General features: G+C 59.9%; 12 protein-coding genes and 1 tRNA gene. 11 read left to right on the forward strand and 2 right to left on the reverse strand.

The features are described from left to right. Window positions 1-6: 6 nt before the first annotated feature. Window positions 7-1,413, forward strand: a complete 1,407-nt coding sequence (locus TSACC_RS10055) for a carbohydrate porin (RefSeq protein ID WP_237763938.1) — start codon at window positions 7-9, stop codon at window positions 1,411-1,413. On the opposite strand, the gene TSACC_RS10060 is transcribed toward TSACC_RS10055, so the two are convergent. Further along, window positions 1,403-2,707 carry an MFS transporter gene (locus tag TSACC_RS10060; protein ID WP_075079175.1) on the reverse strand — a complete coding sequence of 435 codons (1,305 nt, stop codon included), beginning with the start codon at window positions 2,705-2,707 and terminating at the stop codon, window positions 1,403-1,405. The two genes, TSACC_RS10055 and TSACC_RS10060, sit on opposite strands and share 11 nt — an antisense overlap. A 642-nt stretch (window positions 2,708-3,349) precedes the next feature. On the opposite strand from TSACC_RS10060, the gene TSACC_RS10065 reads away from it, so the two are divergent. The 6 genes from TSACC_RS10065 to TSACC_RS10090 are packed head-to-tail and all read left to right on the forward strand — an operon-like array spanning window position 3,350 to window position 20,855. Continuing rightward, complete coding sequence (locus TSACC_RS10065) at window positions 3,350-4,885, forward strand: coiled-coil domain-containing protein (RefSeq protein WP_153811382.1); 1,536 nt, start codon at window positions 3,350-3,352, stop codon at window positions 4,883-4,885. Next, window positions 4,882-5,901 carry an AAA family ATPase gene (locus TSACC_RS10070; protein WP_075079177.1) on the forward strand — a complete coding sequence of 340 codons (1,020 nt, stop codon included), beginning with the start codon at window positions 4,882-4,884 and terminating at the stop codon, window positions 5,899-5,901. Before TSACC_RS10065 ends, TSACC_RS10070 begins: the two co-directional genes overlap by 4 nt. A gap of 17 nt (window positions 5,902-5,918) precedes the next feature. Then, window positions 5,919-6,806 (forward strand): DUF58 domain-containing protein, encoded by an 888-nt coding sequence (locus TSACC_RS10075; RefSeq protein ID WP_075079178.1) that lies wholly within the window; start codon window positions 5,919-5,921, stop codon window positions 6,804-6,806. Further along, the gene (locus tag TSACC_RS10080; protein WP_075079179.1) at window positions 6,803-8,452 is read left to right on the forward strand and encodes a vWA domain-containing protein; all 1,650 of its coding nucleotides are present in this window, start codon (window positions 6,803-6,805) and stop codon (window positions 8,450-8,452) included. The genes TSACC_RS10075 and TSACC_RS10080 overlap by 4 nt, the downstream gene beginning before the upstream one ends. Before the next feature lie 26 nt (window positions 8,453-8,478). Then, window positions 8,479-10,965, forward strand: a complete 2,487-nt coding sequence (locus tag TSACC_RS10085) for a VWA domain-containing protein (protein WP_237763939.1) — start codon at window positions 8,479-8,481, stop codon at window positions 10,963-10,965. Between the two features lie 8 nt (window positions 10,966-10,973). Continuing rightward, window positions 10,974-20,855, forward strand: coding sequence for a tetratricopeptide repeat protein (locus TSACC_RS10090; RefSeq protein ID WP_075079181.1), 9,882 nt, complete (start codon window positions 10,974-10,976; stop codon window positions 20,853-20,855). 669 nt (window positions 20,856-21,524) lie between these two features. Here the strand turns inward: TSACC_RS10090 and TSACC_RS10095 are convergent. Next, window positions 21,525-21,597, reverse strand: a tRNA-Ala gene (locus TSACC_RS10095). A gap of 334 nt (window positions 21,598-21,931) precedes the next feature. Here TSACC_RS10095 and TSACC_RS10100 point away from each other — a divergent pair. From TSACC_RS10100 to TSACC_RS10115, 4 genes are all read left to right on the forward strand, one after another. Beyond that, window positions 21,932-23,017 (forward strand): serine hydrolase domain-containing protein, encoded by a 1,086-nt coding sequence (locus tag TSACC_RS10100; RefSeq protein ID WP_075079182.1) that lies wholly within the window; start codon window positions 21,932-21,934, stop codon window positions 23,015-23,017. A gap of 52 nt (window positions 23,018-23,069) precedes the next feature. Continuing rightward, on the forward strand, window positions 23,070-23,534 hold the full coding sequence (locus tag TSACC_RS10105; protein ID WP_075079183.1) for a thioredoxin family protein: 465 nt from the start codon (window positions 23,070-23,072) through the stop codon (window positions 23,532-23,534). Window positions 23,535-23,590: 56 nt separating this feature from the next. Next, a complete protein-coding gene (locus TSACC_RS10110; RefSeq protein ID WP_075079184.1) occupies window positions 23,591-23,962 on the forward strand; it encodes a hypothetical protein in 372 nt (123 codons plus the stop codon). Between the two features lie 79 nt (window positions 23,963-24,041). Further along, entirely contained in the window at window positions 24,042-25,031 is a 990-nt protein-coding gene (locus TSACC_RS10115; protein ID WP_075079185.1) for an AAA family ATPase, read from the forward strand. Window positions 25,032-25,044 lie beyond the last annotated feature (13 nt).

Below are 25,044 nucleotides of genomic sequence, written 5' to 3' on the forward strand. Positions count from 1 at the left end.
CGGTATATGCTGCGTGAGAGATTTCGCGCGGCTCTCGTTGCGTTAGCCTTGATATTGTCGGACAACGCCGGGGCTCAGATCGCGGCGGATGGCCGCACGGGAAGGGTGGGGCCGTTTCGAGGTGAGCAGACGACCTTCATGTTTCAGTGGAACATGTCGCCGGAGGACTATTTGCAAAAGAACTGGCTCGATCAGCCGCAGGCGCTGGGGGCGATTTTCGGCTTTCGGCTGTGGGCGCTGGAGCATGGCGTGACGCTGGCGGGCACGTATACAGGATCAGTCATGGGCGGTGTGCTGGGCGGCAAGTCGCAGGGCGCGGCCTACACGGATGTTTTCTTCATGAGCGCCATCCTGGACCTGGGCAAGCTGATCGGCCTGGAGGGTTGGTCGATCTCCATTTCCGCCCGGCAGACCGACGGAAGTTTCATCGCCGATATCGTGGGTTCCACGCCGCTGATGAGTCCTGTCTCCGAAGCCAATCGCAGCTTTCGCCTGGGGCAGCTTAGCCTAAGTTGGGAGGGCTTTGATGATAAGTTCCAGGTGTCGGCGGGACGGTTGGTCTTGAACAACACTTTTGCCCACATCCCGCAGTCGTCACTGTTTATGAATGCTTCGATGAGTGGCTATCCCGGAGCCATCTCCAATGACGTAGCTTTTACGGGAACGAATTCCGCGCGGTGGGGCGCGTTGGTGAATGTACAGCCGGTCGAGTATGCGTATTTTCTCGCCGGGGTGTTCAGCGCCGATACCTCGCTGGAGATCAATAGCGCTCACGGGTGCGATTTCTCGATGCGTCCGCGATCGGGGACGATCGAGATCATGGAGCTTGGCATGTATACGGGCACCTACAATGTGGCGTCCGACGGAAAGGAATCGCAGCTTTCCTCCACCGGTCCGGAGACGTGGTTCGGCGGAAACCCGGGAGCCTACAAGATCGGAGGCATTATCTCCACCGCGCCATATGATGACTTTCAGTCAGGCGATCAGGTCTGGGGAAACTGGGGGATGTACGCGACTGCGAGCCAGATGGTTTACCGGGAGCCCGGCGGCACGGGAGGGCAGGAGGGGCTGACTCTCTTTGGATCGGTGACCTATTTCCCGCCGGATCGCAATTACGTGCCGTGGTTCTTCATGGGTGGAGCGTTCTATCAAGGGCTGGTTCCCGGGCGGGAACGCGATCAATGCGGCGTGGCGTTTTCCTGCGCGTTTTTCAGCGAGGATCTGAAGCGACTGGAGCAGTCCGTGGGCAATCCCGGCCCCACCAACGAAATGGCGCTGGAGTTTGCCTATTCGATCTCGATTACACCTTGGGCTTATGTCACGCCGGACGTTCAGGTCCTGGTGAATCCGGGCGCGGCGGGAAGCTACCCGACGGCGGTAGTGGTCGGATTTGAGACCGGCATTACGTTCTAGGATACGGGACTCGGAACTCCCGTCGCCAACCGATCAGCGCCACTGCGCAGCCGGCGAGAAAGACCCCGCTGAGGATAATACCGCCGCTCAGGCTCCCGAGTGATTGGGCGATCCAGCCGATGGCGACCGGGCTGATCAACGCTCCGGCAAATCCGGCGGCATTTACGAGAGGGATTCCCACAGCCGCCTTTTCTCCAGCCAGGACCTCGGGAGGCAACCCCCAGAACGTCACGGAGAGCGACAGCATCGACGCAGTGGCGATGGTCATGAGACTGAGGACCAGCCATCGATCCTGCACGATGCCGGCGAGACCGAACGCCACAGCAGCGGAGACTGCGGAGATCGCGGCCACGCGCCCGAAATCACGCGAGCGGTCGGCCATACGACTCGCCACGACGATGGAGACTGATCCGAATGCCCACGGAATCGCGCTGATCCAGCCGATAACCTGCGGGCTCTCCCAGCCGGGCCGGCGCAGAAACTGAGGCAGCCAGAGCACGATCCCGAACGTCCCGCCTACGAGTAGAAAATACGTGACGCACAATCGCCAGACGGCTGGTGACCGAAGAGTGATGAGTATCTGTGCCCGATCCACTGGTCGAGGAGAGGCTCCGGCCAGGGTCGATGCGGCAGCAATCTCGGCCGCCTCCGTTTCCGACAGCCAGCGGGCCTCGCGTGGGGCATTCGGCAAAGTTGCGAGCATCCACAGGCCAACCAGGATTGACGGTGCACCTTCGCAAAACATGAGGGCCCGCCAGCTTTCGGATTCGGCTGGCGTGGCAAAGACAGTCATCAGCCAACCCGCCAGCGGTCCGCCTATGATTCCTGCAATCGGGACGCCCTGGCCGTAGATGGCCACAGTCTGGGTCCGCATCCGCGTAGGGAACCACCAGGAGAGATAAAGTACGATGGCCGGGACAAATCCAGCCTCGACCGCCCCAAGCAGGAACCGCGCGGCATAGAGCTCGGTCGGCGTACGAACCAGCCCCGTGAGGCAGACAATCAGCCCCCATCCGATGGCGAGGATCCCGAGCCAACGCCGTGCGCCGATGCGCATGAGGCCGATATTGGCCGGGATCTGAAACAGAAGATATCCGATGGCAAAGCACGACCCTGCCCAGCCAAAGCCGACTGGTGAAAGGCCCAGTGACTCCTCCATCTGAAGTCCGGCGAAGGAGATGTTAAATCGATCAAGGTAATTAAGGAGAAATGCGATCGAGATCGCGGGCAGGAGATGGCGAAGCACGCGATGCGTAAGATCATCCGGGATATCGGGTGTTTCTCCGGTATTCATCCCCTTTTAGTGAGACCGCAGCCTAGCCGGGGATTTCGCGCTGACAATCTTTCCTCAGCGGACGGACCGGGATTTACGGCTACGATTCCGCTGGATGGCAAAAGCAATGTACAGACTGCACCACAATGCGAACCCTCGGCGCGGTTGCTCGTGGGCAGGCGCGAAACCTGTCCAGTCATACGTGGTCACCCGTATACTGGCATATGGGGGGCGTACAAAGCGGTGTAAATCCGATATAGCTAATAGTCTCTATGTCGCATCGAAAGCTCATAGACCGCTATCCGACGGGGTGAGTTGTGAATTTCATCAGGTAGGGTCGTGAGGATGTTTTTGGAGTGTTTGGGCGCGGGTGTCTTCCTCCCGGGTGAAGGAGTTCAGAGGCCGCGAAAGTCACGGCCTTTCGGCATGCTGGTACGATACTGCCGAGGTATGGCGGGGGAGTTTGCGGTCGAGGGAATGCGGTGGATTCGCCAGAGACTGAAGTCCTGTTTCGTGACCGGCCTGCGGAGGAGGATTGTCCTGGAATGAACGTTTAGTCTCAGCCGTTCTCAAGTCTTCATCTCGAATGCTTAGAGATGGTCTCCTTTGTCAAAATGTCCTGCGCTTGACCAAGTCTGGCTCTCTCCCTATCTGAAGAGGCGAATGCTCCCTTCCCGGATTCCGCAAAAAGCACGGCTGGAACGACGCTGGTGTCTTGAGCGTGTCGTGGCTGCCATCGCGTGGTGGAGTGTGGCGATTTGCGGAGTGTCACTCCTGCTTGGCGCGGTGCTCGCTTTTATTGCACTTTCGCGGTTCGGGATATTGATCGCGTTGGGCGTGCTCGGGGGCGTCTGGTTGCTTGGAGTTGGCGTGGTGGTCCTCAAATTGCTTCGGAAGCCCGGCTTGGGGACTTTGGTGAAGCGTGCCGATGCCGTGCTTCGCCTGCCGGATGATTTGCTGACCCTCAGCGAGTTGAATGAGGAGCAGAAAAGCGAGCCGTGGAGGGCGGCCACGTGGCAGAAGCTCGAGGAGTATCTGACAAGGCTCAATCTTCGAGAGGCCTGGCCAGTCCGGCTGTCGCGTCGAGGGGTCGGAGCGCTGATCGCAGCCGGGATTGCGACAGGATTGACCGTTTGGCTGGGGGGCTTTCGGCTTCAGCAGGATAATGAACGAGTCGCCCGGGAGGCGGCAGCCCAGGAGGAACGCCTCGCCGCGGGTGAGGAATTGCTGAAAGACTGGAAGGAATTTGCCGAAAAGACTGATGATCCGGAACTGAAGAAGCTCTTTGCCGAGGCGGAGAAAATCCGGGAAGCGCTGAAACAGGGTGATCCCATGGTCGCCATGCTCGCCATGGACCGCCTCGATCAGCAACTCAACTCGCTCCAGGCCGAAATCGACAAGGACAGCATCTCCGCGCAAGCCGGCGGGATCGCCGACGCAATGGAGTCATTTGCCGGCGCGGGCGCGATGAGTGCGGCTTTGCGCAACCAGAATTACGAGCAGGCGGCGACCGAGGCTGAGAAATTGAGGGAAAAGCTCGCCAAGGATCCAACCGGAAAAACGGAGGTGAAGCGTGACGCAGCTGCTTCCGAGATGCTTCAGACCGAGGCAAAAAAGGCTGCGAACCGGGGCAACCAGAGCTTGTCTGACGCCCTGAACAAGCTCTCGCAACTCGCGCAATCGGGATCGGTGGCAAACTCGGATTTGCAGGCGCCATTACAGAAACTCCAGGAGCAGTATCTCCAGGAGTGTTCGAGGCAGGGGAGGGGACTGGCATCGCGCCTCGGGAAAAAGCAGATGGAAACTTTGCGCAGGAGGTTGCGAGGCGAGGAGCCCAAGGATTCCTTTTGCCAGTCGCTTTGCCAATCGTGTCTGAAGCCCGGCAGCAAACCCGGGGGAAACAAGGCCGGTCGCGGGGCGGCGGGTGATCCCAGAGGCACGCCCACCGAACTCGCCAGCGCAGGCGTGCAAGAGCAAGTCTCGGGAACGATGACGGACGGTGAGACGGAGGTGACGGTAAGCTCCTCGGCCTCCGGTGCGGGGGGGGCGGTCAATGGCGGACGCAAAGCGGCCTTTTCCGATTACGTGGAGCTTTCGCAAAAGGCGGTCGCCGACGAAAATCTTCCCCTGGCTTATCGCCAGGTGATCCGAGCGTATTTCGAAAAAATCCGACCAGTTGCCGAAAGCCAGAATCCATGATCGAAGAGCCTAAAGTGTCCCCCGAGGAGCAGATCGCCCTGCTCCAGCATCGTTTCGCCACCATGCAAAGCGCCATTCAAAAAGCCGTGGTGGGGCAGGACGAAATCGTTCGTTATACGCTGATGGCTGTCGTGGCGGGTGGGCATGTGTTGCTGGAAGGAGTGCCGGGGTTAGGCAAGACGCTGCTCGTCAAAACGATCGCATCCGCGCTGCACTTGAAGTTTCAGCGTGTGCAATTCACGCCGGACCTGATGCCGTCGGATCTCCTCGGCACCACGCTGCTCGTCGATGACGGGCGGGGCCATCATCAGTTTCGCTTTGAGGCCGGTCCGATCTTTTCCAATGTCCTGCTCGGCGATGAGATCAACCGCGCCACTCCCAAGACCCAGTCTGCCCTGCTCGAGGCGATGCAGGAGGGGCATGTCACGGTGGGAGGGGAGACTAGGCACCTGCCTCAGCCCTTCTTTGTTCTTGCGACCCAGAATCCTCTGGAGATGGAGGGAACCTACCCGCTGCCGGAGGCGCAGATGGACCGTTTCTTCTTCCAACTCATCGTGCCGTATCCGGCGGAGGAGGAGTTTGCCCGCATCCTGGAGTTGACCACATCCGGCACGAAAGAGGCGGTGACTCCCGTTCTCTCCGGGCAGGAACTCCTCGAGATGCGTGCCGTGGCAGCCTCTGTGCCAGCCACGGCCACCATGCGCCAGCGAGCTGTGCGTCTGGTCATGGCGACGCATCCGGAGTCGCCCTATGCGACGACCGAGGTGAAGCGCTATGTCCGGTACGGCGCTAGTCCGCGTGCCGGCCAGGCTTGTATTGCCGCAGCCAAGATTGCGGCGGCTCTGGCGGGACGTTTCCATGTTGCATCCGAGGATCTCATCTCGGTGGCGCACCCGATCCTGAGGCATCGCATGATGCTGAACTTTGAGGCGCAGGCCGATGGACTCACGGCCGACCGCATCCTTGACGGTGTGGTGAGCGAATGTCGTGCCGCCTGGGCACGCGAGGCGAGCTAGTTTGTTTCCCCCGGATCGTGGCTGAACTTTTCCCGGCGGATTTCCTCAAGCAACTGGAGGGACTGCACCTGCTCGCGCGCCAGATCTCGCGTGGTCGCATGCGCGCGGAGCGGCGTAGCGTGAAGCAAGGGGCCGGGTTGGAGTTTGCGGATTATCGTCAGTTTTCTCCCGGCGATGACATTCGCGCGATCGACTGGAACGTCTACGCTCGCAATCGTCATCTCCTGCTCAAGCTTTTTGAGGAAGAGGAGGATCTGCATGTGCATCTCCTGCTCGATTGTACGGCATCGATGGCCTGGGGTGCTCCGCAAAAATTTGACCCTGCCCGTCAGATTGTGGCTGGCCTGGCGTATCTCGCTCTGGCCAACCTGGATCGGGCGGGCGTGGCGATGATTGGTCCGCACGCCCAGACACCATGGTCGCCGAGTCGTGGGCGGGCGCGGTTTTTGCGCCTCCTGAGGCACCTGGAATCCTGCACCACAAACCCCGGGCCGTGCGGGCTGGCGGACACGGTAGGTCGCTGGCTGGCCAGTCGTCCCCGGCGAGGCCTGGTAATCTGGGTCACCGACGCATGGGGCGCCGATCCGGACGATGCTTTCAATGCCTTGGACCGCCTGCGTTATGCCCGCCACGACATCGGCATTGTGCAGATACGTCATCGCGACGAGGGGGAGGCAGGGGAGCTGGGCGAATACGAGTACGAGGAAGTCGAGACCGGAGAGGTCAAGGCGATGATCGTCGATCGTGCGGTGGCTGCCGCCTACCGCGAGGCGGTGATCGCGTATGAGGGGCGGTTGAAGGAATACTGCCGCCGTCACGGCGTGGCTCATCTGCGAGCGGATGCCTCGGAGCCGGCCGTGGACGTGCTGCGGCGCTCGCTGCTGGAGGGAGGATTCATCGGATGAGCCTGCTTTTTCCCGCCGCTCTCTGGTTGTCGCTTCTCGGCCTTCCGATCATTGGGTTTTATCTGCTGAAGACGCGCCAGCGTCGTCGGCAGGTCAGCACGCTTCTTTTCTGGCAACAGATCAAACCCAAGATCGAGAACAGTCCGCTGTGGAGGAAGCTTCGACGCTGGCTATCCCTCCTGCTGCAGCTTTTGATTCTCCTGCTCGTGGTACTGGCCATTTGCCGCCCGGCCTTTGATTGGGAAAAGCGGGCCGCGCAACGCACTGTAGCGGTCTTTGATCCCTCGGCCAGCATGCAGGCGGTCGACGGCAAGGCAACCCGATGGCAGACCGCCCGCGCCCGGCTCGATGAGGCGATCTCCCGGCTGCGTGTCCAGGATGAGATGGCGATCCTCAGCGCGGAAACTCCACCTCGGATTCTTAGCGGCTGGACAGCGAGCAAGCGGACCCTTCGCGAGGCAATGGCTGGGGTTGAGGAACTCCGGACGGGTACGGATCCTCGGGCCGCCCTCGACCTCGCCCGCGAGTTGACTGTGGTACGGGAAAATGCCCGCATCGAGGTCTACTCGGATTCCGTCTGGCCCGAGGTCGCTCGAGATGCGGTGAAGCCCGATCTCGTTCTGCGCGGCGACCGCAACGACAAGGCGGAGAATGCCGGCATCACCCTGCTGGCCGTAAGGCGCTCCCCGGTTTCTCCAGGAGATTGGCAACTCGATGCCGAGGTGGTGTCCCCGGCTGCTTTCACTGGTACGCTGGAGATGCGACGGGATGGCATGCCGATGGATCGCGTGGAGGTAAAGTGCGAGCCGGGGCTGCCATGGAAAAAAAGCTGGCGGGGTAGCACAGAGTCTGGCTCCACCTTTGCGGCGACCCTCCAGGTCGCAGAGGGCGATGCGCTGCCGATCGATAACCAGGCGTCTTGCGAACTCGCTCCTTTGCGGTCGTTGCGTGTGCTGCTGGCGGGACCGCCGGACCCTTATATGGAGGCTCTGCTGGAATCCATCCCTCTCGTGCAGACTTCGCGCGTCCTGATGTTTCCTCTCAAGGCTCCAGATGGCACGGATTTGATCATTGGCAGCGGCTCGCATGGCCCGGAGGAGCGTTTCCCATCCACGCCGGTACTGCTGGTCAATCCGACGACCAGCGGGCTGTGGGGAAAACTGGAGGGGAGCCTAAAGGACACGCCGGTGACCGATCTCGACAAGAAGTCCGCTCTCGCGAGTCACGCCAACCTCGGTTCCGTCGTGATTGAGGAGGCGGGGCAGTGGAAGCCTTCCCCAGGTGCCAAGGTGCTCGCAGCCAGTCTGGGGAACCCCCTTATTTTCGGCCAATGGGATGAACGGGCAAAGTGGATGGTCATCGGATTCGATCCCGCAAAGTCCGACCTGCCCCTGCGTACGGCGTTCCCGATCTTCGTCAGCAACCTTCTCCAGTCCCTCCGCGACGAGTCGGGAGGAGGCAAGGCCATGGCCGTGCTGCCTGGACGGGTGGAATCTGAACTGCGGCCTGTGGCTCCGGCGGAGAATTTTCAATCCGCGCAGGGAAGCGCCCTGCCCGTCTTTCCGGGCTGGTGGCTGGTACTGCTGGCTGGTGTCGTGGTTCTGGTGTTGGAGTGGTTTTTCTACAGCCGGAGGTTGACCGATTGAGCTTCGAGATTCTTCGCCCTGCCTGGTTGTTTCTGCTTTTGCTCGTGCCGATCGTCTGGTGGGTGCATGTGCGATCCATCGCGCCGTTACGGGGCAGACGCAGACTGGCGACTGTCATCATTCGCAGCGTGCTGGTCGTGCTGCTTGTTTTCGCCCTCAGTGAGCCGAGGTGGGTGCGCCTCTCGGATCGCGAGGAGGTTATCCTGCTGGTGGATGAGAGCCGGAGTGTCGACGGCAAGGCGGTGGAGGCCGCGGAAAAGTTTGCCCGCGAGGCGGATTTTGCCGGCGCCGATGTCGTCTGGATGGGGTTTGCCGGAGGCGGGAGGATCTTCCGTGGGATCGACGAGCTGAAAAAAGCCGACCCTGGCGACGTGCGCCCGTCGGAAACCCGGTTCGATACAGCGCTATCGCTGGCGGCGGCGAATTTCCGCCCGGGACGGGTCAAGTCGGTGGTGGTTTTTTCCGATGGCGTGGCGACGGGAGGGGATGACAAGCTGGGATCTCTTCTCAAAGAGAAGGCGATCCGGATGCACGCAGTACCCGTGGCTCCGCCCGATCGGCCCGAGGTTTTGGTGCGCGAAGTGAATGCGCCTGCCTCCGTGAGGACGAACGAGCCGATGCAGATAACGGCGACCGTGCAGACAAATCGTCCAGGCTCCGCCGACGTCGATCTGTTCCGAAACGGAGTGCGTATCGCCACGCGCAAAGTCGACTTGAAGAGTGGTCCCAACGATGTGCGTTTTGAGGATCGGGCCGATCGCGAGAAGTTGCTTCACTACGAGGTGGGAGTGCGCTCGGCGCAGGACTCCATTGCGGAGAACAACCAACTGGGAGCGGCTGTGATTTCGGAGGGAGCGGCGAAAGTGTTGCTCGTGACTGATCGCCCGGAATCGGCGAGGTACCTGGAATGGGCATTGCGGCAGGAGGGGATCGAACTGAGCGTGCGGCCAGGGCAGGGAATGCCCTCTCAGATGAGCGATATTCAGAATTACGATACCCTCGTCATCGACAATGTCCCTGCCTCCGATTTGTCCCGCCAGCAGATGGATCTGCTCCATTCCTATGTGCGCGATTTCGGTGGCGGGTTGCTCATGCTGGGCGGCGACCAGGCCTATGGACTTGGCGGGTATTACCGTACCCCGGTTGAGGATGTGCTGCCTGTCAGTTGTGACTTCCAGCGTGAGGAGGAAGCTCCTTCGCTCGCTCTCGCGCTGGTGATCGATCGAAGTGGAAGCATGCAGGGAGAGAAGATCGAGATGGCCAAGGCGGCAGCCAAGGCGAGCGCGGAACTGCTCGGTCCGAAAGACTACGTGAGCGTCATCGCGTTTGATAGCGAGTGCTATCCGGTCGTGCCGTTGCAATCCGCCGGAAACAGCAGCGTCGCAACGCAAATCGCATCCATCGAGTCTGCGGGAGGAACCAATATGGCACCGGCGATGGAGGAGGCCTTGCGTCAGCTTTCCGGGAGCAGCGCCAAACTGAAGCATGTGATCCTGCTCACGGATGGAATGTCGGAAGAGGGACCATTCTACGAACTTACCAACCAGATGTCTCAAGGCGGCATCACGGTGAGTACTGTCGCAGTGGGCGAGGGTGCGGATACCGAACTGCTCTCGCAGATCGCACAATGGGGTGGGGGACGGTATTACGAAACGAACGATCCCTCGGCGGTACCGCAGATTTTCACCAAGGAGACGATGACCGCGTCAAAGTCGGCCATCCAGGAGTTTCCCTTTCTGGCCAAGCCGGTGCGTGCGGTCGATTTTCTCGAGGGCGTGCCTTGGAACGACACGCCGTTTCTGCTCGGTTATGTGCGGACCAAACCAAAGCCGACTTCGGAAACCTGGCTGGTCACCGAGCGGGGTGATCCGCTGCTGACCACCTGGCGTTATGGACTCGGCACCACGGCTGCCTTCACCTCCGACGCCCGCAATCGCTGGGCGGTCGAGTGGCTGCGCTGGAACGGGTTTGGCAAGTTCTGGGCGCAGCTCCTGAGGCGTCTCAGCCGACCGGAATCTCTGGGATTGTCTGAGGTCGCGATCAAGGAAAAAGACGGAACGGTACACGTCACCGTCGATGCGCTCGATCCTGTGGAGGGATTCCCGAGCGGCCTGACTGGGTCGATCCGCCTGGCTGATCCCGACGGCAAGGCTCGCGAGCTACCATTGGAGAAAACCCTGCCGGGCCGCTGGGAGACGACCTTTGCCGCTCCACTCAAAGGCATCTACTCCGCCCAGATGCTGCTGGCTCGTGACGGGCAGCCGGTGGATTCTCGCTTCTTTACCTATTCACGGGGCTACTCGAAGGAGTTCCTCTTTGATCCCCCGGATCGCGAGTTTCTCTCGGGTCTGGCCTCCGAGACTGGAGGCATGATCGATCCAGACCCGAAGACCGTATTTACCAGAAAAGATCGCAAGGCCTCGCTCGAGGAAGAGCTGTGGCCGCTCCTGGCGCTGCTGGCACTCGTCGGATTCGTGCTGGATGTGGCGATCCGACGCTGGCCGGAACGATAGACAACTTTATGAAAACTTCCCCGTATCTTCTCCTGATCCTTTGCCTGTGCCTCATCTCGGCCCGGCCGGCGATGGCGGAGGCCGAACTCAATCAGCAGATCGCAGATCGGTATGAGCTGCTCCTCATCAAGTCTCCCCAGCCCGGGGCGCCGTTCGACCGCGTGGTGGAGTGGTACTCGACCGGAGGCGGTGGACTCGAGGTGCTGCAGCAACGCTGGAAGGATGCCGCAGCGAAGGACGAAGGGGCAAGGTCCTCCTACCTGCTGCTCCAGGGACTGCTCGCCGAGAGACGCCGCGATGCCGAGGCTGCTCGCAATGCCTACCGGGACGCGCTGGCGCTGGGGGCGAATCCTGCCCAGGCCGGACGGCTGCTCGGAGCTCTGGAAACCACTGAGGGGCGCTTTGATGCCGCTGCCGCCGCCTATGAAAAGGCGCTCACCGTTGAGGAACTGCCCTCCGTCGATCGGCTCGATCTCATGCGCTCACTCGCCTTGCTTTACCAGCGCTCTTTCAATGAGGACAAGGCTCTCGCGGTGTGGCGGGATGCGCTTATCCGGTTTCCTGGCGATCAGTATGTGCTCGAGGAGTCCGGTGAAGCCTTTCTGGTGGCTGGCAACTATGCCGAGGCTCGCAAGGCATTCACCGCGATGCGTGACGCTGGCGCCAATGATCCATATCGCCGCGTAGCAGCATCGTTGCGTCTCGCCCGCACGGCCGAGGCCGAGGGAAAAATCGATGAGGCTGTAAGCATCTACGATCACGCGCTGGAAGAGACGAGCGAGGGAAGCTGGATTCAGCGCGATGTCCGGAACCGAATCGAGGAACTCTTCCGCCGGAAAAATGACCTTCCCGGCCTGCTGGCGTACTACGAGAAGCGCACCAACGCTGTTCCAGGCGACTACGTCTCCCTGGTAGCTCGCGCCGAGGTGCTCGATGAGCTCGGGCGGAGCAGCGACGGAGTGGACCTGATGCGAAAGGCGGCGCAACTTGCCCCGGACAACAAGGACCTTCAGCTTTCTCTCGTTCGCTGGCTCAGGCAGATCGGCAATACCGATGAAGCCATCGCCGAGGCGGAAAAGCTCGCCCTTGCCAAGGACGCCCAGGACGATGTGCTCATCCTGCTCGGTGACCTGCGGTGGAGCGTCTACGAGGGAACGAAACAGGATAAGTCTCGCGACGAAGCACTTGCTGCCTGGGGCCGCATCGCTCCCTCCGATTCGCAGGATGTCGCCCGGATCGCTCGGCTGGCAGACATCTTTCAGTCTCATGGCCTGACCGATGAGGCAATGAATCAATGGAAACGCATCGTCACGCTCTCTCCCGGCTCGTCCGATGCCCGCCAGCGGCTCGCGGAGATTTACCTGAAGCGTAACGACAAACCGGCGGCGGAAACCATCGTGGCCGGACTCGTCGAGGGCGAGCGTACCCGGCCGGAGAATTACCTTTCCCTGGCACGCATCCAGGAGAAGTTTGAGTGGTTCGATCTGGCCCGTGCGACGGTTCGGCAAGGGCTGGAACGAAATCCCTCGGATTACGATCTGCTCAATCTCTCGTGGACCCTTGCGCTCAACGCCAAGGATCGAGATGCCGTGGACTCGCTGTTTCCCCAGGTTTGGGCGCAGGCTCCGAATGAGTTCTTCGCCGAGGACGCGGCGAAGAAATATGCCTCCTTCCTGTCGGAAAACGACTCGTCCCAGCCGGAAGGGCGAAAGATGGCCGATCGCCTGACCCGCGATCCGGAGAATCCGCAGGATGCCGTTATCCTTCTCCGGCTCGCCTTGTCGGCGCAGGATGAAAAGGCGGCGACGAAGGCCGTGGAGTACCTGAAAACCCAGGGCAATGCCTTGCGCACGGCGCGAGCGCAGGCAGACTTCGCCCAGGCTTTCGGATCCGTCGACGACCAGATTGCCTCATGGCAGGCTGTAGCGGTGGCAGATCCACGCATGGCCGTCGATAGTTTGAGGACAGCCGCCCGCATCCAGGCGGACAACGGGAAGACCGATGCGGCGCTGGCGACCATGAAGCAGCTGATCGAGAAATCCCCCGCAGATGCCTCACTCTATGCCTATTATGCCGATATAGCGGCTCGCTCGGGACGTATGGAGTCTGCCGTGGAGGAACTCCGCAAGGCTGTGCGTTATGTCGAGGATGCCACCAGTCTGCGACTCAAGCTTGCAGAGTTGCTGCAAATGCAGCAGCGAAACGATGAGGCGGCCGCGGTACTGGAGGAGGCTTTTGTCCGGGAGGATCGTGATGCGCGGCGCATGGAGATCTTTCGCCGACAGATCGAGGTTGCCAGCCAGGCGGGACGGATTGATGAACTGATCGCCAAGCTGAAGGAACGTCAGGCCAAGGAGCAGGGCGGAGCAAAGTATGGAGCTTATCTCGCCGAGATCTACATGGCCCAGGGCGATACACTTTCGGCCCGGGACGAACTCGAGAGGAGCCTTGGACGTAATCCCGATAACGCATCCGCGGTCTCTCGACTACGTGATCTTTCCGAGCAGGGCGGGGACCAGGATGACGTATTGCGCCTTTCCGCGCGGCTTTACGAACTGGAGCCGAGCACAAGCAACCGGGCAGACTATATCGAGCGCCTTTTCAGCGCAGGGGAAACGGAAAAAGGACTTGAGGAGTTTGGGAAGGCCCGCGAGGCAGCTTTGAAGAAGCCCGGCGATTGGAGTTCCGTCCTCATCGCCATGCGGCGCGCCGGATTGGATGCCGAGGCGGATGCATTCATCGCCGAGGTCGCGAGTCGGCCGGATGCGTCGATCGAGCAGCGCTGGGATATGGCCAATCTCCGCCTGCAGCAACGGCAGTTCATCCAGGCCAAGGAAGCGATGTGGCAGCTCCTTTCAATGGGTAGCCTCGCGGATGCCCTGCAGGCGGTTTCGCAGGACACCTCGGCCAATCGGATGTACGGGTCGTCCGGCCCGTGGTTGCGATATGCTCCCTTTTACGCAATCATGAACGGGGCGCAAGGGTCGCTCCAGCAGATGTTCACCAACTATCGGGGCAGAGGAATTTATCGCTCTTATCCGATGATGTACTACCCCGCGATAGGAGGAGGTAATGCGTCTCCGGTCACTCCCGAGCAAAAAGCCCAGGTCATGGCGCTTTTCACGCTCCAGCGTCTTGCTTTCGCCGAGGGGCAGTCGAAGGAGTTTCAATCCAGGCTGCATGAGTTGCTAAAAAAGAATAATGTTCCCCGAAGCCTTCAGGCGACGATCTATCAGGTGACGAATGATACCGACGGATTGCGCGCCATTGTCGCCGCAGAAGCGGATGATCCGAGCAGCGACCTGACGACCGCCCGGCTCCTGATTGAAGGGAGCCTTGCCGAGCATCCGGATGACAAGGAACGGAAAGCCCGCATCACCGAACGTCTGGAAAAGGCTGATCCGGTCTTTGCCTGCAGCAAGATGCTGGCCGACACCCGCAAGGAGTTCCTTGAGACGGGGAACACCGTTCCCGCAGAGAAGCGCGAGGCGTTGAAAAAGCGGATTCAGGAGATCCGCCAGCGGCCGGAGGTATCGACTTCTCCTCAGCTCCAGATACAGCTGGTGTCCCTGGCCCTGGCGGGGAAGTTCTTTGATACGGCGATCGAGATATTGGATGGCATGGACGACAAGTCGGGAAACTTGCCGGCGGATTTGCTGACGCAGATTCTGATGCTGCGCAACTCGGTCCTGATGCAGGCCATCATGGCGGACAGCCCGCTCGCCCCCGATCTCTTTGTCCGTTTGATCAAGGATGCGTCCTCGGCGCAGATAAAGACGTCGCCGTTTATGTTCCGCTCCGGCATGCTCCTGCGTGGAGTCCGCCAACCGTATCTCCTCATACAAAACTCGAACGATCTGGCGGTGGGCGACAGCGAGCTGCCGGTCGCGACCTATCGGACCATGACTCAGTCCGCCGGCCAGGAAACGGCAGTCGACCGGGATGGGAAGATAAGCGCCTGGCTCGCGAAGCGAGCCTCAACGGACACGCTCGACGTCTACGGGGTGGCGATGTTTTACCAGACGTGGTTCGCGGGAAATCGCGATGAAGCCATCAAGCGCCTGGAGGCGGTCCAGAAAAAGAACCCGACACCCCGTGGTGCAGCGTTGCTGCTGGAAGCCTATGAACGCTCGAACGCCAACGACAAGGCTCTCGCAGTCATCGATGTCGCTGAGATGCAGGACGGAGAGACCGCGGAGATTCGGACCTTCCGCAAGCTCCGGCTGTTGAGAACTGCCGGAAAACTTGACGAGGCCCGTGCTCTGCTCGACAAGCTGGCCAAGGGGCGAGTCTCCTACACGCTGCGTGACCAGATTGCCAACGAGGTGAATCTCATGGGCATCCCGGTGGCCAATTATCAGAATCTTGCCCAGCAGCCCTTCCGGACGTCTCGAAGCTCACGCGGGTCAGATCCCATGCAGGAAACGGTGTCCCGGCTGGTGAATGGAGGACGGAAGGATGAGGCGGAGAAGCTCGCCCGGCAGGTGCTGCAGCGTCCGTTCCCTTCGGCGAACGATTATCAGGCGATCAATCAGCGAGACTTCATGTTGCGGACTTTATATTCCATGAAGCGCCTCGATGCGCTCGAGTCGGAACTCCGTGATCAGCTGGCGGAAAATCCCAAGGATTTTAACACAATCGTGCGGCTCGCCGAGATTCTTACTCTGAATGACTCGTCCAATATCGCTGCGGATCTCCTGATAAAGGCAGTGGACGATGGAGTTCCTACGGGTTCGCAGCTCAGCTATGCCGTGTCGCGCATGCAGCGAGGTAATGGCGGGCAGGAGAAGATTGCGGAACTGCTCTGCCGGATCATCAAGCGTAATCCGGATGAACTCTACACCGGCGGAATCCAGCTTCAGGAAGTCCTGCAGCGTGGCGATGACCAGAAAAGCCAGGAGTTGCTGGCCGACACAATCGCCAGTCTCGACCAGAAGCGTTACGATCAGCTCTTTCTACCGCAAAGGCTCTCTGGACAGTATTCGGAAGTGGCAATACTTCCGCGACTCGCTGAGTTTTCCTATCAGGCAGGCAAGACCGATCAGGCCATCGCCCTGCTGTCCCGGGCAAAGGACGAGTCTCTGACCAATCTCTATCAAAGCTGGCCGCTCCTCATCCGGTTGATGGAGTTTCAACTCCTTCAGGGAAAGAAGGACGACGCACGGGCCATCATGCTTTCACTCGTGGGAGACTCCTCCCAGTCGCCGGCGATAAGGTCCCAAGGTGGCATTGCCGGCATCCTGATGAACATGATGCAGAACTCCTATGGAGGAGGAAAGTCCACGGAGGATCAATTGATACGGTTCGGCAAGATAGCCGAGCAGACTGATACCTTCCAGGTTCTCATGGACAGTCTTTCTCCCAAGGAAGGTCAGCCAGTCATGCCGGGCATCTCTGCGGGATTGGTCCTGCGGACGATCTACAAGCAGCCTGGAGTGGTCAAGGAGTGGAAGGAAATCGCCAATAACAAGACGACTACCCTGGGATATGTGAGTCCCTCTGTCCTCGCAACAGGGCTGAACGTGCTCGCGGAGCAGAGTGATGGGGAAAAGACCGTTCCCGCTCTCCTGGCGAAGATGCCGGATGCGCAATATTACTCAGGAGACGGCCAGTTGGCCTTCCTGGTTCAGATCCGTCCGATCCTGGAGAAGTATCGCGACAATCCCAAGGTGGCCAAGTTCCTCGAAAGTATCGTGGGCAAGAGCCTTTCCGACCCGAACGCAGTGAACTACCTTGCCTATTCGGAGAACTATCCTGAGGCCGTAAGCATTTTGATTGATCTGGGTCAGGTCGATCTGGCGCAAAAGCTCTTTGATGCCACGGCCACCGTCCGGTCGAACCGCAATAGCGGGCGGGATATTGTTTTTCAGACGCTTGAAGCCAAGCTGAATGCCTCCCGTGGCAGTTCCAGCGCCTATCAGTTTCTCTGTGCCGGAACACCCGGTGCGGATGGCAAATTGAAAGTATTCTGGAAAGCCAGTCTCGCTGTCGACGATAGCAGCATGTCGGAGTATTATAATCGCAAAATTGTACAGTGGGATTCCGGCAGCTTTGCCTTTGGTACGAAGCAGAAGCCGTTGGAACTCGAGATCCTGGCCGGGCCGAATCCTCTGGCAATGGAGCGTGTCGCACTCGTCAAGGGACCGGCTGCCTCGGGCAGCATTGACGTGAAGGCGCCAGGTTCACTGGGTCTGCTCCAGGCGCGATGGAAGCGTTCGGATGGCACCGAGGGATGGGGCCCCCTGACGGCTTATTTACAGGGTGAGAATCTGGCATCGGGTAATGCCATTCCCACCTCGATCGGAGGTGCGGGTAAGGATGCATTCAGCGCGGAACAGCCGGGTCCGCTCGGGCCAAAATCTGCCGTGACGTTGGAAACCTTGTCGCCGCAGACGGAGCTTAAGGTCGACCTCGCCTCAGTGAAGATTACCGAGTCGGAGGAGGGACTCGCTTTTCTCGGCTGGTTTGGGTCCAGATCCCGCAATGGTGCTCCGTCCATTACGTTTCGCATAAAGACCACCGGGGGAAATGACTCCACCGATGGCGACTACATCTCTCAGCTTTCCGACGGCATGTGGACGCAATCGGTGAAGATCTATAGCAAAAGCGACAGTGACCGCGGTTGGTCTTCTCTTCCGGCCAAGGCCGAGCAATTCACTGTCACCGGGCAGTTTCGTGCTACAAACGGGTATAACAGCCAATGGGCGATTTCCGGGGCGTGGTCCGGAGTGCAGGTGATCCGTTTTCCCTGGAAGGAACAGGCTGCGGAGGTCAAGGCCCTGCTCGAGGAAGCCGGAAAGGCCAGGGGAAAGAAGGATTTTGCAGGGGCGACCGATGCCTACTTCAAGGCGTTGAAACTCAGTCCTGGCCAGGTGTTGCGTCAAAACAGCTCCTCGGTTTTTGAGTGTGCGGAGAAGGCGCAGAAGCTTCCTGAGATGTATAGTCTGTTCCTCGCGCCGGCATTGTACCTTCCCAATCCATTGACGGACAATCGTATGGACCTGCAGGGGGACGGGTTCCTTGCCCGATTGGTGGAGGTCGCTTCGCGTCCGGATGCTTCACCCTCTGCAAAGGAGTGGCTGCAGCGGATTCAGGACATTCCTCTTTCAGAGAGCACGCGATTTGCCATCGATGTCGCCCTGCTGAAAGCAGCCAAGGATAATCCGGAAAAGACTACGCCCGAGAAGCTGGCCGCATTCCTGGGCTGGCAGCCGGAAAAGGCGAATATTGGACGCTTGCGTATGCTTTGGTACTCGCGTGGCAGCGATGTCTATCCGGTCAAGACCGTTCTGGAGGTCATTGAAGCGACGAACAATACCGCGAAGGTGCGGGAGTTGATGAAGAAAATGCCGGTGACGGCGGATGTTGTCGCGTCGCAGCTGATGTTGGAGGCATGGCTGGCCGCACCGACAGACCCGCAGGCTGCGCTGACGGCATTCAACCAGGCTCTCGCCCAGCAAAAATCCGGCCAGAACTCGGTGAGCTTCGGTGGCAACATGCAGGACTGGGTCTTGCGGCGCATCGCGCTTACGCATCCGGAGCCGGGCAATATCCTGGCAGCCTTTACCGCACTACAGGGTCAGCGCAGCTCCGATCCGAGGTATGCACAAAAGACCACGGTGGAGTTTCTGTACACCATGAGCAAGCAGGAGACGCCGTTGGGAGCCAAATTTGCCTCGCTGTGGGCGGATGCGGAGTTTGCGGGCTACAAGATTCCCGGATATGAGGCATCCCGTGAACGACTGGGTGCGTTGATTCGGCGGTTGCAGGAAGCGCAGGATTGGGAGCGGATAGAGACTCTCAAAGGCCTCGTGGAATCGAGCAAGACCATCGATCAGGGAATCCGGCAGGAGTTGGCCCGTCTGAGCGCCGTCGCGGCCTTGAGGCGTGGCGATAGTGACATTGCCTGGCCCGTGGTATGGAGCAAGCCGGGAGCGAGTCCGACCGAGGCGACGGTCTGCTGGCAGTGGAATCTCCGCGACACGCGCCCGGACGAGGGATTCTTTGATATGGTGACTGCGGTGTCGGACAAGCCCGCTCTGACCGAGATCAATGGGCAGGACCGTGTGGAGATTTATTTCGGAGAGATGCCGAATGACTTGAAGCTCATCGGCAAGGTGGATGGAAGTGCTGCGGCTGGCGAACTCGCCCTGGATCTCCCAGCGGCAAATGGATTCCTGCGCGCAGTGGCTGTGCTGGGAGACCGACAGGTCCGTGGTCCCATGGCTGTGGTTGTTTCAGGCCCGCCCATCTATCCACCCGTGGACCAGGGGCTGAAAGAGCTCCTCATGAGCGGCGCGAAGCCGCTCGACGCATCGCAGCTCTTCGTAAAGGGAGCCGCTCCAGATGGCTCCCCGGCGGTCCAGCTTGGTGTGCTGGGAGAGGGGGATAACCTGAGCTACGAGGGGCCGTCCTTTCCCCTGCCTCCGGCTCGCTTCTGTGTTTCCCGATGCTGGTTGCGCCGCGCGGGAAATGGCGTTGCCACCGTCACCACGCGGTTCCAGGGAGATGCGGGTGCTGGCAAGCAGGAGGTGGATTTGCTCCTTGCATATCGGTCGGAGTCCGCTGGCTCCTGGGTCTACTACACCCGAGCCGTGCCGAGCCTGCCGTCACACACGTTCTGGGTTCCCTACGATCACCTTACCGGAGTGATCCCCTGCATCCAGTCGGCGCAGCCTGGAACGCAACTGGCTACTTGGGAGATGATCGATGCGACAGATTCCGCGTACGGTAGGTGGCTTGTTGAACTCGTGCTCCTGAAAGGGCAGCTTGAGAAGGCCTCGACGCCACAACTGGTCGATCGCCTTGCCCAGTTGGTGGCGGTGGAGCCGCTCACAGTGCTGGACTATCACGGGGACTGGGTTTGCCGGGAACTGATCAAGGGAGGAAAATCCTCCGCGCTGCCGCCGCTGTTTCGGACGGCGCTCGAAGCTGAAGCAAATCCGTTGTTTGCCCGCACCCGCCCCGAGCGAGTATATGCCAATCTCTTTTCCGTGATCGACAATCCGGACGTGCCGCTTGAGGTACGGCAGCAGGCGCTCGAGATCGGTCTGGCATCTTGCAGCAAGAATCGGCTGGCACGGAAGATCTCGCTCGAGCGCCGTGAACTCGATCTCGCCAAGGTCGCCGGAAAGGACGCGGAAGTTCGGACCCGTCTCAAGGGCGAGTTGCTCGATCTCGTGAAATCCGGCGACGATCAACGAAAGACCCTGCTGGGTGCACTGAAGGAAAAAGCCGTCTGGCGGGACCGCCTCGTGAACGATCTCTTCACCATCGTCATCGCATTGGACGATGAAACGATTACCCGGGGTCTGCTCTCTGCCGTATCCAACGCCAAGGATGACAGCCTGGAGGCTTATCGCCGGACTTTTGCCGCTCTTGCCCTCGAGATGAGTCTGCCGGACCCCAAGCTCGACGAGCAATGGCAGGCCCGAGTGGATAAAGGATTCGCCCTGACAGAACGAGTCCAGAATGCCCGCGACATCCTGCTATGGCCGTCGGTCATGGCGGACACGCTAGCTGCCAAGGCTCTCTTCCCCGAGATGCAAGGGACCCTTCGGCAGAAGGCTTTCGATCAACTGATCAAACTCGATATCAACAAGTCCGAAAACGCAGTCGAGTTGACCCGTTCAGCTGCGCAGCTCATTCAGGCCGACCTCGAGAAAAAGGACACCTCCAGCGCCAGGGAGGTCTCCGACCGGCTGGGCAAGCGATTGGGCGAGCGTGAAGCCAAGCTATCCGATGAAAACCTGCGGCTCTTGCTGCCGGTACTAGACGGTCTCATGGCGGAGAAGATCATCGATCCCGGTTCGCCCCTGCTCCAGCGGGCAGCCAAAGATGCCGCTGATTCGCAGACCATGGCAGACGCCTATGAAAAATATCGGCCCTAGGCCGGAAGTACCTGCGCCCTGCGTCAGCCAACGCATAAGCAAACACCTAGCCAGGATCGGGGCGCAGGGGACTTTGATAACCGGGAGGGGGGGATGACATGACCGCCGGCGTTGGAAAAATGCCTAAAATGTGGGTGACCTTGAAGCCTGCGGTAGCCAGTAATCAGGTCCTGCGGGTGTTGGCCAATGAGGGCCGCATTACGATGCGTGACGATATCTTTTGCCCCCCGAGTCGTATCTCTCAGACCACAAAGCCCGGCGGCCATAGAGGTTAAGTTGATGGCTGACAAACTTCTCAGTGCTTCGATGTCGTGAAAGGAAGGCCTTCGCACGCTGCCTGGCAGGGTTATCGATACCGACGGGTGGATCGACGAGAATGCTCCCTGGACCGCATTGGCTACGGAATTCTTCCTGAGACCGCGGCATGGAGGTGCGGCTGTGCAGTATTATTCTTTTCCCTCGGAAGAAGCGGCATGCTGGATCGCCAGCGCCATAACGTTTGGTCCGAGCCCCAACCAGTGCGCGTAAGGCTTGGACCTGTGATGCGACGTGAAAAAACCTCGGCGTGCAACCCATGGGCATCAGTCGTTTTATATGGACCTGATCGTGGCCCCCAAAGGCGCTGAGCTGCTTTCCGAGATCTCAACGGCAGTTATTGACTCTAATAACTGGAGGTAAGGGGATTCGAACCCCTGGCCTCTTCATTGCGAACGAAGCGCTCTACCAACTGAGCTATACCCCCGTTGAGTGGGAGAGGGACCATATACGGTCTTTTGGCAAAGGGAAAGCGATTTATGCGGGGAGTGGCTCGCCTCGGCGGCGCCATGTGGTGGCGAGCAGGACGATGGCAAGCATCACCCCGGAGAGATAGGCCGTGATCTGGATGGTCTGGGTGATAAGGAGGCCATGGGAATCATCTGGATAAACCCACCCGGGAGTTGAGGCGGAAGGGCGGGGGAGTCGGCATGGGGCGGATTCTCGGTCAAGGATCGGGACAAGCCAGCCATTACCTTGTGTGCCGACCTGACGAGTTGGGCGGAATTGCTCCCCGGCGCGAGATATGTCTTCATGAGGCAATGCACTCTGCCGATCGCGACCTTCAGGCTTTGTTGGACAGTTACACCTCGACGGGAAGGGAGCGAGGGCTGCAACTGGCGGTTTATAAGGATGGCAAGCTCGTCGTTGATCTGAGCTCGGGGATTGCCAATGTCGAGACCGGCGAAAAAGTCACCAGCCACACGCTCTTCCCGGTCTTCTCCGTTTCCAAGGGCATCGCGGCGACGATCGTTCACCGGTTGGTGGCGAGGGGATTGCTGGCTTATGATGAACCGCTCGCCACGTGGTGGCCGGAGTTTGGCTGCCTCGGCAAGGAGGAAATCACGCTCGCCGATGTCCTGAGCCACTCCGCGGGAATGCAAAACATCCCGGCGGGAACGAAATGGGCCGATCTGGCCGACTGGTCCGGCATGTGCCGCAAACTGGCGGAGTCCAGCCCGATATTTCCCCCGGGAACCGCGGTGGAGTATCATGCCATCACGTACGGTTGGCTGGTCGGGGAACCTGCCTGTCGGGTGACGGGGTGCGATTTCCCGGCGCTATTGAGGCGTGAAATTCTCGAGCCTCTTGGCCTGTCGGAACTCTTTATCGGCAACGATCAGCCCTGGACTCTCCCGATCTCGCTGCTCGAGGAGGAGGGGGGCTCCGTCGATGTTCCCGATCCGGAGACCCCGAGATCGATACCGGTGTGGCTGCTGCCGCTTGCGTCGCTGATGAATGACCCGGATGCCCAGCGCGCCTGCATGCCCGCATCGAGCGGTCTGGCTACGGCGCGGGCGATTGCTCGGCATTATGCCGCCCTTCTTCCCGGAGGAGTCGATGGCGTGCGCTTGCTGGATGATGAGGCGTTGAATCGTGTGGTGACACGGCATCCGCCTCGGCTGGCGCCGGACGTGGAGAGCGGCTTTGGTCTAGGGTATCATGTCGAGACCATTACCGGTTCCACAGGCGGGAAGATTCGGTCGTTTGGCCATGGGGGGCATGGAGGCTCGAAGGGATTTGCCGACATAGAAAGCGGGCTGGCGATCAGCTTGACCAAGAACAAACTGAGCGCAGACCCGCATGCGCAGGAGATCATTGACGGGGTGAGAAGCCTCCTGGGATAGCCGGCTCGGTGTTGCAGGCGGCGAGAGACTGCATACGGTGAACGATCAAGGTATGAAAAGAGCCCTCGTCGTCTTCTGCGGAGCACTGGTGTTTTCGGCCCTCGGTTTTGTGCCTCTGGCGGCTGCGGCGGAGGACGATGCGTGGATTGAGGACTTTGCCCAGGCCAGTGCGCTGTCGAAGAAACTGAACCGGCCGATGTTGGTGGAGTTTACCGGTTCGGACTGGTGCCCGCCTTGTATCCAGATGAACAAACAGATTTTCTCCACGAAGAAGTTCCAGGACTTTGCCAAGGACAAGCTGGTCCTGATGAAGGTCGACTTTCCGATGCGGAAGCCTCAAAACACCGCGCTCAAGCAGCAAAATCTTCAACTTGATGAGAAATTTGGCGTAAATGGAGCGGTCCCGACCGTGGTTCTCCTTTCACCGGATGGCAAGGTGCTGGCGGCTCACCAAGGGCTCTTCATGGCAGGTCCTGACGCCTTTATCCAGTGGATCCGGGACAATACAAAGGCATGAGCGGGTATCGCGACTTTTTGATTCTATCCGGCAGCCTTTTGCTCTAGGGTCAGGTCATGGCTGACCCTCGTACTGTCAAGCCGAAGATCCCCGCCCGTGTGGTTATCACGGCGGTGGCCATCGGCCTCGCTGTGTTTTTGTTCGTCGTTGTCGCTGTCATGCAGAGCGGGAGAGGTCTCGCCCAGGCCAGGATGGCTGGAAAGATTATCAAAAAGGAGTTCAACCCTGCTCCCGAGGAACAAATCGTTCTCGGCCGTGACGGCAAGGTCAATGCCCGTCACAAGGAAGGGGATTTCATTCTCACCGTGGAGGTGCCTCAGAAAGACGGCACAGTGAAGATCTTCAATGTCTTTCTCGACAAGGCTAGGTATGACGCTGTCAATGTGGGCGATACCTATGATGTCGGTCCCGCTTTGGTGCCGGAATAGTCTCAGGTAAATTTTGAACGGCGGGCGCATCCTGATGTCTCAGGATGTAAATACATTGTGATTCTCTAAATCATCTCCCATGAGTGTCCTCGCATCGCAACAAAACAGCCAGATCCAGGAAGCCCGCCAGTGGGTCGATCCTCTCCTAACGGAAGTTAGCAAAGTCGTCGTCGGTCAGAAGAAGCTTGTGCATCGTTTGCTAACGGGCCTTCTTTGCAACGGTCACGTGCTCCTCGAGGGCGTGCCGGGTCTGGCGAAGACGCTGACTGTGCGCACGCTGGCATCGTGCATTCACACCGGTTTCCAGCGCATTCAGTTCACGCCGGACCTTCTGCCCGCGGACCTCATCGGCACGCTGATCTATAATCCGCGCGACGGAGAGTTCACCACCAAGCTCGGCCCCGTTTTCTCCAACCTGATCCTTGCGGACGAAATCAACCGTGCTCCGGCCAAGGTGCAGAGCGCGTTGCTTGAGGCCATGCAGGAGCGCCAGGTCACGATTGGCGACTCCACTTATCCATTGCCTGATCCGTTTCTGGTTCTGGCCACGCAGAACCCGATCGAGCAGGAGGGTACCTATCAACTGCCGGAAGCCCAGCTCGATCGTTTTATGCTCAAGGTCAATGTGGGCTATCCCACCCGCGACGAGGAGCGATCCATCCTCGATGCGATGGCAACCTCTGCTCCGCGGCTCCATGTCAATCCCATCGTGACCCCGGAGGAGATCATTCATGCCCGCAGCGTGGTGAACTCCATTTACGTCGACGATCGGGTGAAGGACTACATCGTCGATGTGGTCTGGGCGAGCCGCGACCCGGCTGCCTACAAGCTCAAGCTCGACGGCTTGATCCGCTATGGAGCCTCGCCGCGTGCCACCATCTTCCTCACCCTCGCTGCCAAGGCCCAGGCCTTCATCGACGGCCGAGGCTACGTCACTCCGCAGGATGTGAAGTCCATCGGTCTCGACGTGCTCCGCCACCGCATCGGTGTCAGCTACGAGGCAGAGGCTGAGTCGATCACCAGCGAGGTGATCGTGGAGAAGATCTTCGCCGGTCTGCCGGTGCCCTGATCGTTCCAAGGAT

Source organism: Terrimicrobium sacchariphilum, assembly GCF_001613545.1.
Lineage (GTDB): Bacteria > Verrucomicrobiota > Verrucomicrobiia > Chthoniobacterales > Terrimicrobiaceae > Terrimicrobium > Terrimicrobium sacchariphilum.

Excerpts from the sequence above, each read along its gene's own strand:
- TSACC_RS10105 (WP_075079183.1), top strand. The coding sequence starts at position 23,070 with ATGAAAAGAGCCCTCGTCGTCTTCTGCGGAGCACTGGTGTTTTCGGCC.
- TSACC_RS10080 (WP_075079179.1), top strand. The coding sequence starts at position 6,803 with ATGAGCCTGCTTTTTCCCGCCGCTCTCTGGTTGTCGCTTCTCGGCCTT.
- TSACC_RS10090 (WP_075079181.1), top strand. The coding sequence starts at position 10,974 with ATGAAAACTTCCCCGTATCTTCTCCTGATCCTTTGCCTGTGCCTCATC.
- TSACC_RS10060 (WP_075079175.1), bottom strand. The coding sequence starts at position 2,707 with ATGAATACCGGAGAAACACCCGATATCCCGGATGATCTTACGCATCGC.
- TSACC_RS10115 (WP_075079185.1), top strand. The coding sequence starts at position 24,042 with ATGAGTGTCCTCGCATCGCAACAAAACAGCCAGATCCAGGAAGCCCGC.
- TSACC_RS10110 (WP_075079184.1), top strand. The coding sequence starts at position 23,591 with ATGGCTGACCCTCGTACTGTCAAGCCGAAGATCCCCGCCCGTGTGGTT.
- TSACC_RS10055 (WP_237763938.1), top strand. The coding sequence starts at position 7 with ATGCTGCGTGAGAGATTTCGCGCGGCTCTCGTTGCGTTAGCCTTGATA.
- TSACC_RS10070 (WP_075079177.1), top strand. The coding sequence starts at position 4,882 with ATGATCGAAGAGCCTAAAGTGTCCCCCGAGGAGCAGATCGCCCTGCTC.
- TSACC_RS10100 (WP_075079182.1), top strand. The coding sequence starts at position 21,932 with ATGCACTCTGCCGATCGCGACCTTCAGGCTTTGTTGGACAGTTACACC.
- TSACC_RS10065 (WP_153811382.1), top strand. The coding sequence starts at position 3,350 with ATGCTCCCTTCCCGGATTCCGCAAAAAGCACGGCTGGAACGACGCTGG.